Source organism: Pseudomonas sp. NPDC089734 (assembly GCF_044748865.1).
Classification (GTDB): Bacteria; Pseudomonadota; Gammaproteobacteria; order Pseudomonadales; family Pseudomonadaceae; genus Aquipseudomonas.
In genome coordinates, this window is sequence record NZ_JBIVGV010000001.1 from 138,688 (window position 1) to 153,844 (window position 15,157).

At 58.2% G+C, this 15,157-nt stretch carries 16 protein-coding genes and 1 pseudogene; 10 read left to right on the plus strand and 7 right to left on the minus strand.

Translation table 11 applies throughout. The features are described from left to right. The first annotated feature begins 206 nt into the window (after nt 1–206). Nucleotides 207–1,059, plus strand: a pseudogene (locus ACIPY9_RS00660) (IS5 family transposase). A gap of 29 nt (nt 1,060–1,088) precedes the next feature. Here the strand turns inward: ACIPY9_RS00660 and cysZ are convergent. Further along, complete coding sequence (cysZ, locus tag ACIPY9_RS00665) at nt 1,089–1,856, minus strand: sulfate transporter CysZ (RefSeq protein WP_400696265.1); 768 nt, start codon at nt 1,854–1,856, stop codon at nt 1,089–1,091. Between the two features lie 217 nt (nt 1,857–2,073). On the opposite strand from cysZ, the gene ACIPY9_RS00670 reads away from it, so the two are divergent. Together ACIPY9_RS00670 and trxB are read left to right on the plus strand one after the other, a co-directional pair. After that, nucleotides 2,074–2,673, plus strand: coding sequence for a peroxiredoxin (locus ACIPY9_RS00670; protein ID WP_400696267.1), 600 nt, complete (start codon nt 2,074–2,076; stop codon nt 2,671–2,673). 138 nt (nt 2,674–2,811) lie between these two features. Continuing rightward, nucleotides 2,812–3,774 carry a thioredoxin-disulfide reductase gene (gene trxB, locus ACIPY9_RS00675; RefSeq protein ID WP_400696268.1) on the plus strand — a complete coding sequence of 321 codons (963 nt, stop codon included), beginning with the start codon at nt 2,812–2,814 and terminating at the stop codon, nt 3,772–3,774. A 136-nt stretch (nt 3,775–3,910) separates the two neighbouring features. Here the strand turns inward: trxB and ACIPY9_RS00680 are convergent, their stop codons facing one another. The 5 genes from ACIPY9_RS00680 to ACIPY9_RS00700 form a co-directional block, all read right to left on the minus strand. Continuing rightward, nucleotides 3,911–4,252 (minus strand): HopJ type III effector protein, encoded by a 342-nt coding sequence (locus ACIPY9_RS00680; RefSeq protein WP_400696270.1) that lies wholly within the window; start codon nt 4,250–4,252, stop codon nt 3,911–3,913. Beyond that, on the minus strand, nt 4,245–4,541 hold the full coding sequence (locus ACIPY9_RS00685; RefSeq protein ID WP_400696272.1) for a DUF1244 domain-containing protein: 297 nt from the start codon (nt 4,539–4,541) through the stop codon (nt 4,245–4,247). Before ACIPY9_RS00685 ends, ACIPY9_RS00680 begins: the two co-directional genes overlap by 8 nt. Nucleotides 4,542–4,615: 74 nt before the next feature. Further along, the gene (gene folM / locus ACIPY9_RS00690; RefSeq protein ID WP_400696273.1) at nt 4,616–5,314 is read right to left on the minus strand and encodes a dihydromonapterin reductase; all 699 of its coding nucleotides are present in this window, start codon (nt 5,312–5,314) and stop codon (nt 4,616–4,618) included. A gap of 125 nt (nt 5,315–5,439) precedes the next feature. Next, nucleotides 5,440–6,009: an antibiotic biosynthesis monooxygenase gene (locus tag ACIPY9_RS00695; protein ID WP_400696275.1), complete on the minus strand. Its 570-nt coding sequence runs from the start codon at nt 6,007–6,009 to the stop codon at nt 5,440–5,442. Between the two features lie 222 nt (nt 6,010–6,231). Then, nucleotides 6,232–6,837: a hypothetical protein gene (locus ACIPY9_RS00700; protein ID WP_400696277.1), complete on the minus strand. Its 606-nt coding sequence runs from the start codon at nt 6,835–6,837 to the stop codon at nt 6,232–6,234. Between the two features lie 203 nt (nt 6,838–7,040). Between ACIPY9_RS00700 and ACIPY9_RS00705 the strand changes: the two genes are divergently transcribed. The 3 genes from ACIPY9_RS00705 to ACIPY9_RS00715 all read left to right on the plus strand — a co-directional run bounded on the left by ACIPY9_RS00705 (nt 7,041) and on the right by ACIPY9_RS00715 (nt 9,583). After that, entirely contained in the window at nt 7,041–7,493 is a 453-nt protein-coding gene (locus tag ACIPY9_RS00705; protein ID WP_400696279.1) for a flavodoxin, read from the plus strand. A 260-nt stretch (nt 7,494–7,753) separates the two neighbouring features. Beyond that, nucleotides 7,754–8,278: a hypothetical protein gene (locus tag ACIPY9_RS00710; RefSeq protein WP_400696281.1), complete on the plus strand. Its 525-nt coding sequence runs from the start codon at nt 7,754–7,756 to the stop codon at nt 8,276–8,278. A gap of 744 nt (nt 8,279–9,022) precedes the next feature. After that, nucleotides 9,023–9,583, plus strand: a complete 561-nt coding sequence (locus ACIPY9_RS00715; RefSeq protein ID WP_400696282.1) for a hypothetical protein — start codon at nt 9,023–9,025, stop codon at nt 9,581–9,583. On the opposite strand, the gene ACIPY9_RS00720 is transcribed toward ACIPY9_RS00715, so the two are convergent. Beyond that, nucleotides 9,577–10,380, minus strand: coding sequence for a SirB1 family protein (locus tag ACIPY9_RS00720; RefSeq protein WP_400696284.1), 804 nt, complete (start codon nt 10,378–10,380; stop codon nt 9,577–9,579). The genes ACIPY9_RS00715 and ACIPY9_RS00720 overlap by 7 nt on opposite strands. 165 nt (nt 10,381–10,545) lie before the next feature. On the opposite strand from ACIPY9_RS00720, the gene ACIPY9_RS00725 reads away from it, so the two are divergent. The 4 genes from ACIPY9_RS00725 to ACIPY9_RS00740 all read left to right on the plus strand — a co-directional run bounded on the left by ACIPY9_RS00725 (nt 10,546) and on the right by ACIPY9_RS00740 (nt 14,858). Then, a complete protein-coding gene (locus ACIPY9_RS00725; protein WP_400696286.1) occupies nt 10,546–11,568 on the plus strand; it encodes a Leu/Phe/Val dehydrogenase in 1,023 nt (340 codons plus the stop codon). A gap of 94 nt (nt 11,569–11,662) precedes the next feature. Continuing rightward, nucleotides 11,663–12,760, plus strand: a complete 1,098-nt coding sequence (gene pdhA, locus ACIPY9_RS00730) for a pyruvate dehydrogenase (acetyl-transferring) E1 component subunit alpha (RefSeq protein WP_400696288.1) — start codon at nt 11,663–11,665, stop codon at nt 12,758–12,760. After that, the gene (locus ACIPY9_RS00735) at nt 12,750–13,736 is read left to right on the plus strand and encodes an alpha-ketoacid dehydrogenase subunit beta (protein ID WP_400696289.1); all 987 of its coding nucleotides are present in this window, start codon (nt 12,750–12,752) and stop codon (nt 13,734–13,736) included. The genes pdhA and ACIPY9_RS00735 overlap by 11 nt, the downstream gene beginning before the upstream one ends. An 18-nt stretch (nt 13,737–13,754) precedes the next feature. Continuing rightward, nucleotides 13,755–14,858: a dihydrolipoamide acetyltransferase family protein gene (locus tag ACIPY9_RS00740; protein ID WP_400696291.1), complete on the plus strand. Its 1,104-nt coding sequence runs from the start codon at nt 13,755–13,757 to the stop codon at nt 14,856–14,858. The last annotated feature ends 299 nt before the right edge of the window (nt 14,859–15,157 follow it).

Below are 15,157 nucleotides of genomic sequence, written 5' to 3' on the forward strand. Positions count from 1 at the left end.
ATCGAATGCTTATGCAAGTTTTAAGGGATACCCAAGCCCCTGGCCGACTCTTCCAACAGGGTGCCCGAGTAGACATTCATGAGGAATGTGGCAGTTACTTCGTAGCTGCTGACCCCGAAAGTTACACCCTCTCGTGTGAAGTGCCTAGGTTTTGTACGAAAAGTCGGTGCGAGTAGAATTGCCGCCATGATTGGCTGGAGGCCCGCATGGCAAGGCGCTACGAACTCTCTGACGCATCGTGGGAATTGATCAAGGATCTGGTTTCTCCAGAGCAGAAAATGGGTCGTCCACGCAGCTATGATCGGCTGGTGCTCCACGGAATCCTTTGGATCCTCTGCTCGGGCGCTGCCTGGCGTGATCTACCGGAACGCTTTGGGCCTTGGTCAACGGTGTATCAGCGTTTTCGTGACTGGCGCGACGACGGTGCGTTCGACCGGATGCTGGAGCGCTTGCACATCCGTTTGAACCGGGAGGGACTGATCGATCTGGACACCTGGATGATCGACTCCACTGCGGTACGTGCAACCCGAGCCTCTTCAGGTGCCGGGAAAAAGGGGGTCTGAAGAACCGCTAGATCATGCGTTGGGACGTAGTCGAGGTGGTCTGACTACCAAGATTCATATGATCTGCGATGCCAATGGCGTTCCATTACGCTTAGTGCTTTCGCCCGGTCAATCCAGCGATATCGCTCATGCCCAGCCGCTGCTGGATCAGGTGCGAATTCCCGGCAAGCCGGGGCGACCACGCAAGCGCAGTCGCTAGTTACTGGCTGACAAAGGCTATGACGCAGAACACCTGCGTCACTACTGCGACAGGTACCGAATGCAGCCGGTGATCCCGCTACGGGCTATGCCGCGCAAGCCTCGGCCAGGCTTGCCTCGACTCTTTGATCGTCCGAAGTATCGGCAGCGGAACATCATTGAACGGATGTTTAGCTGGCTAAAAGAGAACCGCCGAATAGGTACCCGCTACGACAAGCTGGCCAGGAGCTTTGCAGCTATGGTCACGTTGGCCTGCAACCTACGTTGCATGCGGCAGTACTTTTCGTACAAAACCTAGTCGGCTGGGAAAGGGCGCTTCATTCGAGGCTAGCGTGGCGTTTGTGTGACAGCCCCGGCGTCTGCGCTCACACCACCTTCGCGTACCCAGAACAGCGTGGCTCCCGCCACGGCTGCCGGCATCATCAGGATGTTGAGCATCGGCACCAGCAAGGCCAGATATACGATTCCGCCGAAGCTCAGGCTCTGCCAGCGTTTGCTTTTCAGCCAGGCGATCATGTCCTGCCAGCTCATCTTGTGGTTATCCGCCGGGTAGTCGATGTACTGGATGGCCATCATCCAGATCCCGAACAGCAGCCAGAGCGGGGCGGCGATCAGGTTGACCACGGGGATGAAAGACAGGATGAACAGTCCGATCATGCGGGGCAGCATGTAACCCAGCTTGCGTGCCTCGCGGGCCAGGGTACGGGGGATCATGGCGGCCAGTTCGGTCCAGCTGAAATCAGGCGAGGTGTCCTTGCCGCGAATCACGGTCTCGACCTTCTCGGACAGAAAACCGTTGAACGGCGCGGCAATGATGTTGGCGATCATGGTGAAGGTGAAGAACACCATCAGCAGTACCAGCACCACAAACAGGGGCCAGAGGATGTAATTCAGAAAGCTCAGCCAGTGGGGCAGGCTGGGCATGAAGGTATCGACCCAGATGCCGAACTGATGCATGGCCAGGTAGATCAGGCCACCGAACAGCACCAGATTGATGCTCAGCGGCAGAAGAACGAACAGGCGCAGGCCGGGGCTGAGGATCAGTTTCAGGCCTTCGCTCAGGTATTGCGGGCCGGTCAGGGCAGGGGCGGGCATGGCAGCCTCCGGAAAATGGAAAACGCTCGACATTACCGGCTTTGCCGGGCGCTTGAAAGAGGCGTTGGGGGCTCAAGCGTGCCGTTGTCATGTCGATTGCGAATAGAAGTGGCCTATGAGGTGGATTGTGAATCGATATTTCCTTACCCTTCCTCACCCCGATAGGCTTTGCAGCAATTTCGGAGCCTGTCCTTTTTAGCTTTTCATGGAGTCATCAATGAGCGTATTGGTAAACAAACCAGCCCCGGACTTTGACGCAGCGGCCGTACTGGGTGACGGTTCGATCGTCGACAGCTTCAAGCTGTCCTCCCTGCAGGGCAAGTACGTGGTCCTGTTTTTCTGGCCTCTGGACTTTACCTTCGTTTGCCCTTCGGAAATCATTGCCCACAATAACCGTATCGCCAAGTTCCGTGAGCTGGGCGTAGAGGTTGTCGGCGTATCCATCGATTCGCAGTTCACTCACTACGCATGGCGCAGCACGCCGGTCGAGAAAGGCGGTATCGGCGAAGTCGAGTTCACCATGGTGGCCGACGTCAAACACGAAATTACTCGTGCCTATGGCATCGAGCACGACGCAGGCGTTGCCTTGCGTGCTTCGTTCCTGATCGACAAGGCGGGCATCGTTCAGCACCAGGTGGTGAACAACCTGCCACTGGGCCGTGATGTGGACGATATGGTTCGTCTGGTCGAGGCACTGCAGTTCACCGAAGAAAACGGCGAAGTCTGCCCGGCCGGCTGGCGTCCAGGCCAGAAAGGCATGAAGGCTGACGCTCAAGGCGTTGCCGATTACCTGGCGTCCAACGCCAAGAGCTTGTAATACCTGGCTGCGGCTCAGGCCGCAGCTTCAGAATTCTCAGGTCTGCCGAATTACGCGCACTGCTTCAAGTGCCCTGGCAGGCCTTTTCATCCAGCCGTTCCGACCGCGGCAAAAACGGCCGGTCGATAGGAGTGTGTCATGTCCGACGTACGTCATTCCCGAGTGATTATTCTCGGCTCCGGCCCTGCCGGTTACAGCGCTGCGGTCTATGCCGCCCGTGCCAACCTCAAGCCTCTGCTGATCACCGGCATGCAGGCTGGCGGTCAATTGACCACCACCACCGAAGTCGATAACTGGCCGGGCGACCCCCATGGCCTGACCGGCCCTGCGCTGATGGAACGCATGCGTGAACATGCCGAGCGTTTCGAGACAGAAATCGTCTTCGACCACATCAACGCCGTGGATCTGGCCAACAAGCCGTTCAGCCTCACCGGCGACAGCGCGACCTACACCTGTGACGCGCTGATCATCGCTACAGGCGCCAGCGCCCGTTACCTGGGCCTGCCGTCGGAAGAAGCGTTCATGGGCAAGGGCGTTTCCGCTTGCGCGACCTGTGACGGTTTCTTCTATCGCAACCGTGAGGTCGCGGTGGTCGGTGGTGGTAACACCGCTGTGGAAGAAGCGCTGTACCTGGCCAACATCGCCAGCAAGGTGACTCTGGTTCACCGCCGCGAGACGTTCCGCGCCGAGAAGATCCTGATCGACAAGCTGCACGCCCGTGTGGCCGAAGGCAAGATCGAGCTCAAGCTCAACGCGACGCTGGATGAAGTGCTGGGCGACAACATGGGTGTCACCGGTGCGCGCCTGAAGAACAACGACGGCTCCAGCGACGAGCTGAAGGTTGATGGTGTGTTCATCGCGATCGGCCATACGCCGAACACTTCGCTGTTTGAAGGTCAACTGGCGTTGAAAGACGGCTACATGGTTGTGCAGGGCGGCCGTGAAGGCAATGCCACTGCCACCAGCGTGGAAGGTGTGTTTGCGGCGGGCGACGTGGCTGATCACGTGTACCGTCAGGCCATTACCTCGGCCGGTGCGGGCTGCATGGCTGCCCTGGACGTTGAGCGTTACCTGGACGGCCTGGCGAACGCTTCGTTCTGATGCTGTAGGAGCGGATTTATCCGCGAATGGTTCGCGAATGAATTCGCTCCTACCGGAGACACCGCTGTCGCGGCCAAGGACCCTCCCTCGAGATCAATACAATCCTGTGGGAAGGGGCTTGCCCGCGACGGCGGTATCAGCCCTTACGCTTCAACGGCTCACCTTCAAACTTCACGCCCGCCAGACCATGGGCGATCAACGCACGGATATTGCCGTGGTCGTTGCCTTCCGGCGTCGCCTGCACCGAGCGGTAATGCTCACCGAATGCCAGCAGGGCTTCTTCGTCGCTCAGACCTTCCAGCAGGGCCAGGCCCAATGTCTTGCATGAGCCTTCGTTCTGGCCGGCTGCGTTTTCGACGCTGCCATTCTTGAACGCTTGAGGCTGGTAGTCATAACCCGCAGCGATGAACGCCAGGGTATCGGCAAAGGCGTGTTCGCCGCTCTTGAGGCTGGCGCGCAGGGTGTTCAGATCAGTCATGCTTGGTTTCCTTGGCGAACGCGGCTTTCTGCTCGGCGCTGGCTTCTTTCTGGTATTGGGCTTTCCACTCGTTGTACGGCATGCCGTAAACCACTTCGCGGGCATCGTCGAGGCTGACGTCGATCTGCCTCTCGTCGGCAGCGGCCTTGTACCACTTGGACAGGCAGTTGCGGCAGAAACCGGAGAGGTTCATCAGGTCGATGTTCTGGACGTCCTTGCGGCTGTCCAGATGCGCGACCAGTCGGCGAAAGGCGGCGGCTTCAAGTTCGAGGCGTTCTTGCTCGGTCATGATGGGCTCTGTTGCAATGGGCGTTGATGGAGGGCGCTAGCTGTCACTGAGGCAGGTAGCGCAGGACGCTTGAATCACTCGCTGGACATCCCTTTCTTCAGGTGACGACCGCCATTGATGACGATGCTGTTTCCTGTGGTGTAACGGGCTTCCAGCAGATAAAAGACCGCTTCGATCAGAGGCGCAGCCCCTGGCTCGAATTGCAGCAGGGCTTTTTTCAGCGTCTGCTGCCGATAGTCCTCGGTGCTGTCCGGTTTCAGGATCAGCAGCCCCGGCAAGATGGCGTTGACGCGAATGTTTGGGGCATATTTCTCGGCGAACGACAGCACCATGTTTTGCAGCGCGGCCTTGGTGGCGGCGTAGGCAATGTGGCTTTTGCTGCCGCGAGACGAGGTGTCGTCGCAGATGTGGATGATATCGGCCTTTTCCGGTCGGGCCAGGTATTGGCCCAGTGCCTGGTTCAGGTGGTAAGGCGCTTCGACATGGAGCTTGAACATGATGTTCAGGTTTTCCAGGCTGTCGTCCAGCCACAGGGATGCATTGTGGATGATTGCGCGCAGACCACCGTGGTTCGAGGCGATGTACTCGATCAGGGCCAGGCGATCCTGCTCCAGGGTCAAGTCCGCCTGAAATTGCAGGATATCGGGATGAGGTGAGGTTGGCATCAGGGTGCGGCTGGCGCTGATGACGGTATAGCCTGCCTGCGCCAACTGGAGGGCGAGCTCCAGGCCGACTCGCTGGCTGGCACCGGTTACAAGGATCGTCTTATTCATGTAATGCAGTTGGCTTCAAGGGTTTCGTTCAGGAGGCGTGCCCGACTCAAGGGTCCCAGCATAACTGAAGTTTCACCTGGAGTGCGGGCACGCGCTCAAAACCCGAGTTTACATGCCGGTGTCGCTCAATGGCTGCGAACCGGTTTGCCCGATGCATTCGGGGCTGCCGGTTCCGTGTTCAGCCAGTTGGCCAGCAGGCGCGTGGACAGGGGAATGAACAGGTAAACCATCAGCGGCGTCAGGATCAGCGTGCTGAGCATGATGCGTGGCGTCAGCTCCAGATGATCGAGCAGCGGCCCCAGCAGGAAATTGAAGGTCAGGGAGACAGGGAAGAAGGCCAGCCAGATGGCCACGGCCTGTTTCCAGCGTGGAGGGCGCTGGCTGGCGGCACCGAACCAGCCATCGATGCCGCTGACCCGCCGCTCCGACGGCTGGGCAAAAAGCCCGCTTCCACGCACCAACCAGGAGCGTCGAGACGCAGAATGCTCCCAGGCGTGCATGGTTTCGGCATCGGCGAAGCGGAAAATGATCTGGAATTCATCATCCCCGGGAGGGGGAGCCAGGACACCGGAGCCCAGATAACCGGGAAAATCGGTGGCCAATTGTTCGCCTTCATGCAGCCAGGTCAGGAGTTCCTGGTAGCGGCCATGGGCAACGCGGCGTGCAACCATCAAGGTGACGGGATGGGTAGACATTGTGTATCTCCGATAGACGAGTGAGATTCCCGGGTAGGGAAGTCACATGACACGGCTCCGGGGTGGTGGAGGCCTGTCAGCTTCGCTCAAAAAACAAGCAAGGAATGTTCCTGATACACAGGTCACCGTTTGCGTGCGGGCACACTGTCGCCGGGAGGCTTGCGCTGTACAAGTCCTGTTCGTCGGGTTTGAGGGGAGTCGGGGAGTGTGCAGTGAAGCCAGTCAGCGGTGCATGGCGGGGTACAGGCGTTGATGCTGTTTCTGAAGGTAGCGAAGCAGGCGCTCGGCCTCTTCCTTGTTGTCCCGGTTCAGTCGATAGGCACCCATGCCGTTTTCCTTCACACGCTCCAGGGTTCCTTCGATGGCTATAGGCGCGTGGCCGACCGGGTTGAACCAGGCGCTGAAGCGGGCGGGCAGTTTTCGCGGTTTACGGTACTCAAGCAAAACACCCTTGAACGACACTTCATGAATCCAGAGTGAGGTCAGCGAGCCTTTTTCGGTTTCCAGTGCCAGGGGCTCAGGAAGGGCAAAGCGCCAGGGGCGGATCTGCGGGCCTTCCTCATAGATGCTCGGTGTGCCGAGTTCCAGGTGCAGGGCATGGAATTCATCTTCGACCAGGTGCAGGGGGAAATTCATCTGCTGATCCTGGAACTGCGCGTGAATCGTCACCTGTTCATGGGCCGCCAGACGCGTCAGCAGATTCTGGATTTGCACGCCACCGTTGACCATCAGGCTGCGCGTACTGTCACGTACGTTGAGTCTGGGGTTGTGCTGCATGCTCTGGATGAAATCCAGCTCGGCCTGCGTGAGGATGGAGTCGGGCAGCATGATTAACTCTTACGGATTAGTCGGCGACAAGGAGAGAGACACTGAATTCCTTTTTCTGTTCTGACCGCTCGTCACTTTATCCATTTTTCTTTGCAGAAATTTTGCGTGCGCTTTGCAGATAGGCTACGGGGCAAAAACCGGTCTCGGCAGCCGGATCGATGAGGCATAATGTCCGACTCTTTTACTCAGTCACAGGATTTGTCATGAGAGTCGCTATCATTTCCGGTTCAGTCTATGGATCGGCTGAAGAGGTTGCCCGTCATGCAGGCGCGATTCTGCGCGATGCGGGCCATGAAGCCTTGCACAACTCGCGCATCACACTGGCCGAGTTGCAGGCTTTCGAGCCACAGGCCTTGCTGGCCGTGACCTCGACGACTGGCATGGGCGAATTGCCCGACAACATCCTGCCCATTTATTCACAACTGCGTGAAACCCTGCCCTCCTTCCTGAGAGGGCTGCCCGCCGGAGTGATCGGCCTGGGCGATGCCAGTTATGGCGACACCTTCTGTGGCGGCGGCGAGCTGATGCGTGAACTGTTCACCGAACTGGGAGCGGTCGAGGTGCAAGAGATGCTGCGCCTGGACGCCAGTGAAAGTGTCACCCCGGAAAGCGATGCCGAACCCTGGCTGGCAGCGTTCATCAAGCAGTTGGGGTAAAGCGGTTTCTGTGTGTTTTAGATATGTATCAGGCATGGGTACTGAGTTTTTGAGTTCCCATGTTTTGAACATGTATTTAAAACGGGGCGTATAAATTTTAAGTTGTGGTATTTGGTTTTTCTTGTGTGTGGGATTTTGGTTTTTTATTTGTAAGACGAGTCTATTTGTTTCTGTGCGGTCAGGTGTTTCAGTTTTGTGGATCAAGATTTTTTCGAGTTGCCCGATAGCACATTGAGTGTTTTTTATCGTGCGGGTGACCTATGGATGAGAATCTTATACGAGTCAGGGATCGTCTGATTCACTATGAATTGAAAGCGGGCGAGCGCTTCAAGACAGATTCAGGCTTTAAGTATGAAGATGAAGAAGTCCTTCAAAAATTAAGGCAGTATTGGGCGGATGAGACAATCTCCAATGCGGTAAAGCTGCAAGGGTTTGATCTCGATTTGTCGGGGTTTGATCCGCGCAATACCAGTTTCAATGAAATGAAGGGCATCGGTATATTGCTGATGGACTTGGGAATCATTGATCAGGCTACCCGCTCAGGTCTTGACTATGCAGGGGTAGAGTTCGATGCGCAGGGCTATCAGATCAACAAGGACAAAAAAGTCGATGCATTTGAATATCTGTACCATAGCCTGGAATTTCTAAAGGACGGTATCAGACAAGGGCATGGCTACATGAGGGATTCCGTGGTGAAAGTCGATCTTGCCATTACGGTCTTGCTGGCTCTGGAGGAGCGTGCCCAAAAGTCACGAAGCGCTTCCTCTGTCGATACACATATCTGAATGTTGTCGATTCATGGGGCATCCGGTCAATGAAATCTTGACCGGATGCAAAGCACGGTATTGTTCACATCGGGACTGTGACCTTCCCTTTGTAGCTAACGGGGGTTGTGGCCTTGGTATGGTCGAGGATCATTCGGAATGTGCCGGTGCCTAGATTCTTGCTGGGATCAAACTGATTGATGACCACCTTTTCCCAGCGCCCATTCTGTAGCTTCTCTATCGTCGCTGGCAATCTACGCCCTCCTTTGCTTCGCAGCTGTAAGCTGTGTGAGGTTGTGCTGCACTGGACGGTATAGGGGCCATAGATGACTTTGTAGCTTCCCGGTTGAGCTGTACTTTCGTAAAGAGTTCGGGTGACTTTCAAGCAGGGGACTTGTCCTGTTCGGAGTTGTCCATCTTGAGCAAGTACGACATGGGGGGTGTGTGATACACACAAGGCGAGAAGGAGTATTGCTATTCTTTTGTTCATGAACAAATCCAGATGTATTGTTCTTGGTTTTTGGTAGTTATGGGGTCCAAAACCGTTTCGGGAAAAATGAACCCTTTATGCTGAATGGGTGAAAATCTTTTAAACATGATTTTCAGATTTTTGCATCTTTTGTTTTTGTCGTGCGAGTGAGGTGGGGGTGTGGGAGTTATGTTTTTATCGTGTAGGAGATGTATTGATTTTTCTTTGGCTATTAATTAATGCTCAGTTACTCCGATACTCAAGAGGTGCGTATTCGATGAGTCAGGAGTATCAACATGCCAAGGTCGATTCATGGCGACTTGCCCCAGATCGTTGTAAGAACACCTCCCGTAAAAACCAGCCGCAATAAGAAATCACCACAGCTCAGGGAAATCCTGCGTGAAGCCGGCAGCACGAACTCTGGTGCGCTTAACATGCTGGCGATGGAGAAGAAAAAGATGAAGCCACTTTTCAGGGGCTTCAATCCTGAGCTGATCACACCCAAGCAACTGTCCAGAGCGGGCATGAAGTTGTACAGCGGCGGGTTTATCGATAATCACACCGCCGAACTCTTGAGCCGTGCGGGTGACGAGTTCGATGAAAAAGGCGAAGTCCGGAACCCGGACAAGGCCATCAATGCGCTGGAGTTCTTCGCCGGGCGAGTTGCGGCAATGAAGAAAAAGGCCTTGTTGGGTGATCCGTATTCAAAAATGCTGTTGCCTGACTACATCAAGGTCATTCACGTCATCCAGAACCTGCACACCTTCGCCAGCACCGGGACCAGCGCGGAAATGATGAAGATCAACGAGGCTGAGAAAAAGAGCAAAGCCGCCGCGAATGCGAAGTCTGTTCAGTGAAGCGCGCCATTGGGCGGTAACTGATTCAGCCTCTCGGTCAGTTTCAGGCGTTGTATGGGATCGTGGCTCAGCAGCAATGCCCGCTCCAGGTCGAAGCGTTCGGCCTGGGGGCATTCGAGGGTCTGATACAGATTGGCCCGGGCCAGATGATCGTTGCTGGTGGCCTGGCCCAGTTCGACGATCCGGTCGGCGTCCTTGAGCGATGCCATGAATTCATCATTGACCAGGTGCAGGTGGCGCAGGTTGCGCGACATGCGTTGCAGCATGTCCAGAGGGCTGGCGCGGGTCATGTGTTCGGCCCGCAAGGTCATGTCCGGCCCGAACTGGCGAATCAGCAGCTCACGGCAGTCCCTGGGGTACAACCTGCGCCCGCTGCAAGGGTCCAGCAGGTGATCGGCACCCGGTACGCGCAGCAGGAAATGGCCGGGAAAGTTCACCCCTTCCAGAACAATGTGCAGACGCCTGGCCAGCTCCATTGCAATCAGCGCCAGTCCCAGCGGCTGACCCTGGCGGCGTTGCACGATCTTGTGTAACAGCGCCGATTCTGGCCGGGGAGGGTTCCAGTCGTCCTGCTGGAAACCCATGTGGTTGAGTTGTCGCAACAAGGGTTGCGCCAGCTCGGCGGTCGGCAATGTCGGCAGCGCAGTATTGAGTTGTCGCTGCAGCAGGTCGAGCTCTTCTGTCATCAGCGACGGCAGAAACTCAGGGTCATGTTCGGCCGAAATCCATAAGGCGGCTTCAAACACTGAAGGTGGCGTGCGTTGCAGGCAGGCCAGGCAGTTTTGACGTGGAGTCATGGGCCACTCCATGTGGACTCGTTCGTTAAAGCGCTCACACCCACGCTCCTTGTAGCCTTGCCTGCGACTTTCGTCCAGCGCCGTTTGCATATGCCTGAGTGGTCGATCGCTTTTTCAGGCAACGCCTATACTCGCAATACAAACAAGAACCGGGGAGCACCCTCCATGTTTGCTCTCATGCAACGGTCGCGTACCGAAGCGCTTCACCTGGTCCATGACCCGCAAGTGGGTCTTAAAGCGGTCATCGCCATTCACAACAGCCGCATGGGGCCAGCATTGGGTGGATGCCGTTATCTGACCTATCCAGATGAAGAGAGCGCCATCGAAGATGCCATTCAACTGGCTAAAAGCATGAGCTACAAGGCTGTCCTCGCGGGCCTGCCGCTGGGGGGCGGAAAAGCCGTGATCATGCAGTCTGTGCATTCCGGCAGTCGCGCCGCCCTTTTTGAAGCCTTTGGCCGGTTCGTCGACACCCTTGAAGGGCGTTACATCACCGCCGTGGACAGCGGCACCTCCAGCGAAGACATGGATTGCGTGGCCATGCATACCCGCCATGTCACCAGCACCAGTGAAGAGGGCGACCCCTCTCCGTACACCGCCATGGGCGTGTTCTCCGGCATTCGCACCACCGCGATAGCCCGTCTGGGCAGTGACAACCTCGAAGGCTTGAGGATCGCGATCCAGGGGCTGGGGCACGTGGGCTATCCCCTGGCCGAACTGCTTCATGCAGCGGGAGCCGACCTGCTGGTCAGCGACCTGGACAGCAGCAAGGTGCAACTGGCGATGGAGCGGTTCGGTGCCCATCCCATCGCCTGTGAAGCCTTGATGAGCACGCCTTGCGACATCCTGGCCCCGTGTGCCCTGGGGTGTGTCCTGAACTGCCAGAGCGTGGCGCAATTGCGTTGCGCTGCCGTGGCCGGTGCCGCCAATAACCAGTTGAGCAGCCTTCAGGTGGCCGACCAGCTGGAGGCCCGCGGCATTCTTTATGCGCCTGACTACGTCATCAATTCCGGCGGCCTGATCCACGTCGCACTCAAACACCGAGGTGAAAATCAGAACGCCATCACCGCGCATCTTTTACGAATCGGACTACGATTGACAGAAGTGTATGCCCACTCTCAGGCGGAAAAGCGCTCACCTGCGCGCGTCGCCGATGCGCTGGCAGAACACTTGTTGAACGTCGGATGACAGCCACCACCCCCGGTGTCGTTCGGCAGGATCTTCGCAGCCAAAAGCCGCGAGTCATGATCATCACGCCTACCCCGCGTGTCAGGAGTCACGAATGTCTAACAAGATCAAGCTTGCGTACACCCGCTACCTGGCCCCCGACGGTCGCTTGACCGGAGAACTTCCCCCTTGGGCCGACGATTTCAACCTGTTGACCCGCCTCTACCGGCAAATGGTGCTGACCCGCCTTTTCGACCAGAAAGCCGTGGCCCTGCAACGCACCGGCCGCATCGGCACTTACGCGCCGACCCTTGGCCAGGAAGCCATTGGTGTCGCCATTGGCAGCCTGATGCATGCCGAAGACGTGCTGGTGCCTTATTACCGTGACACCGCCGTGCAACTGATGCGTGGCGTGCGCATGGAAGAAATCCTTCTGTACTGGGGCGGAGACGAACGCGGCAGCGCCTATGCCGAACCTGCCGTCGCCCAGGACTTCCCGTTGTGTGTACCGATTGCGACCCAGGCGCTGCATGCCTGCGGTGTGGCCAGTGCTTTCAAGATTCGCGGCGAGCATCGGGTAGCCGTCACCACCTGCGGCGACGGCGCGACCAGCAAGGGCGACTTCCTTGAAGCCCTCAACGTCGCGGGCGCCTGGCAATTGCCGGTGGTGTTTGTTGTCAACAACAACCAGTGGGCGATCTCCGTTCCGCGGCGCATTCAGTGCGGCGCACCGACCCTGGCCCAGAAGGCCATTGGTGCGGGCTTCCACGGTGAACAGGTCGATGGCAACGACATGCTTGCCGTCTACGACCGGATGCAGATCGCTCTGGAGCGGGCGCGCACAGGTAAAGGCCCGGTATTGCTGGAGTGCCTGAGTTATCGGCTGGGCGACCACACCACCGCCGACGACGCGACACGCTATCGCCCTGCCGAAGAGGTCAAACAGGCCTGGCAGGAAGAGCCCGTCAAACGCCTGCAATCCTTCATGGTCAGCCAAGGCGTCTGGGACGAAGGGCGCGAACAGGCCTTGATCAGTGAATGCCAGGCCTTGGTGCAAAAGTCGGTGGATGTATTTGAAAGCACCGGTACCCAGTCTCCCGAATCGGTCATGGAACACGTCTACGCCCAATGGCCTGCGGCCCTGGCGGAGCAACATGAATGGTTCCTGGAGCGTGTCGCACGGCGTGCCGGAGGTGAACATCATGGCCAATGAAAAAGTCAGCCTGCTGGAAGCCGTAAACCTGGCGATGCACCGGGCTATGGCCGAAGACGAAAACGTGATCGTGATGGGCGAAGACGTGGGCGTGAACGGCGGTGTGTTCCGCGCGACCCAAGGGCTGCGGGACAGCTTCGGCTTCAAGCGCGTGATCGACTCGCCACTGGCGGAAACCATGCTCGGCGGCCTTGTGGTCGGCATGGCGGCACAGGGCCTGAAACCGGTGGTGGAAATCCAGTTCATGGGATTCATCTATGCCGCCATGGAACATCTGGTTTCCCACGCCAGCCGCATCCGCAATCGCACCCGTGGGCGTCTTTCCTGCCCGATGGTGCTGCGCACGCCCATGGGGGCCGGTATTCGTGCGCCCGAGCATCACAGTGAAAGCACCGAGGCGATGTTCGCTCACGTACCCGGCCTGCGCGTCGTCATCCCGTCGTCGCCAGCCCGTGCCTATGGCTTGCTGCTGGCGGCCATCGACGATCCCGATCCCGTTATCTTCCTGGAGCCGACCCGGCTCTATCGCATGAACCCGCAACCCTTGATCGACGATGGCAAACGCTTGCCGCTCGACAGCTGTTTCACCTTGCGCGAAGGCAGCGACGTCACCCTGATCAGCTGGGGCGCCAGCGTGCATGAAACCCTGCAGGCGGCCAGTGCCCTGGCCGAGCGGGGTGTTTCGGCAGAAGTCATCGACGTGGCCTGCGTCAAACCCCTGGACCTCGACACCCTTGAAGCCTCGGTCCGCAAGACCGGGCGTTGCGTCATCGTGCATGAAGCGCCGCGTTCCTGTGCCGTCGGCTCGGAAATCGCCGCCAGCCTCTATGAGCGGGTCTTCATGGATTTGCAGGCACCCATTCAGCGTGTCACCGCACCGGATATTCCGCCGCCGCTGTACCGGCTGGAACAGCTGTATATCCCGGCCGTGGAAGACATTCTGCATGCCTGCGACACCGTGCTCGATTTCGCCTGATGCCCAAGGAGGCTTGCGATGAAATATTTCAAATTGCCCGATCTGGGCGAAGGTCTACAGGAAGCGGAAATTGTCCAATGGCACGTCAAGGCCGGGGACACGGTGCATGCCGACCAACTGGTCGTCTCGGTCGAGACCGCCAAGGCCATCGTCGATATTCCCGCCCCTTATGACGGCGTAGTGACCAAGCTCTTTGGAGGCGATGGTGACGTTCTGCATGTGGGCGAACCCCTGATGGCCTTTGAAGGCGAGGGCGATGCCGGCACCGTGGTCGGGCGTCTTGAAGGCGGCGGCAGCCAGGACGACCAGTTCTGCGTGGGCGCCGCGCCGTCGACCCGTGAACATCTGGCCGTCAAGGCCACGCCCGCCGTGCGCCAACTGGCCCGGCAACTGGGGGTGGAGCTGAATGGCCTGACGGGCTCGGGCAATAACGGCCTGATCACCCGCGCCGATGTCGAACGGGCCGCACAGCTCGAGCGCGACAAGTTCGGCGGCCAGCGCCTACGGGGCGTACGGCGCAGCATGGCGATCAACATGGCCAGATCCCATGCCGAAGTGGTGCCGGTGACAATTTTCGGAGATGCCGATCTGCACCGCTGGGCGCAGGCTCGGGACCCGTTGATTCGACTGGGCAAGGCCATGGCCGAAGCCTGCAAGGTAGAGCCGGTGCTCAATAGCTGGTTCGACGGCAAATCCCTGTCGATCAAACAACATGAAACCCTCAACCTGGGCATCGCCGTGGACACGCCTGACGGCCTGTTCGTACCGGTGCTACGCGACGTAGGCAACCGCACCGCTGCCGACCTCAAGGAAGGCATGAGCCGACTGCGCGCCGACGTCAAAGCCCGCTCGATTCCGCCACAGGAAATGATGGGCGCCACCATCACGCTCTCTAACTTCGGCACCCTGTTCGGCCGCTACGCCAACCCCATCGTCGTACCGCCACAAGTGGCGATTATCGGTGCGGGCGGGATTCGTGAAGAACCGGTGGCCATGAACGGGGAGGTGGTTATCCACCCGGTCCTGCCGTTGTCACTCACCTTCGATCACCGAGCGGTGACCGGAGGCGAGGCTGCGCGGTTCTTCAAGGCGCTGGTGGATGAGCTGGAGAAGCCGGAGTGATGGTGTAAAGGGCTTTCGCGAATGAATTCGCTCCTACCACGGACCCGTAGGAGCGAATTCATTCGCGAACCCGACTCACTCGGCCTCGCCCAACAACTCATTCAACACATCCGGCTGGCTCTTGAAGGCGTTGGTGGATGAGCTGGAGAAGCCGGAGTGATGGTGTAAGGGGCCTTCGCGAATGAATTCGCTCCTACACGCGGCCCCGTAGGAGCGAATTCATTCGCGAACCCGACTCACTCGGCCTCGCCCAACAACTCATTCAACACATCCGGCTGGCTCTTGAAGGCGTTGGTGGA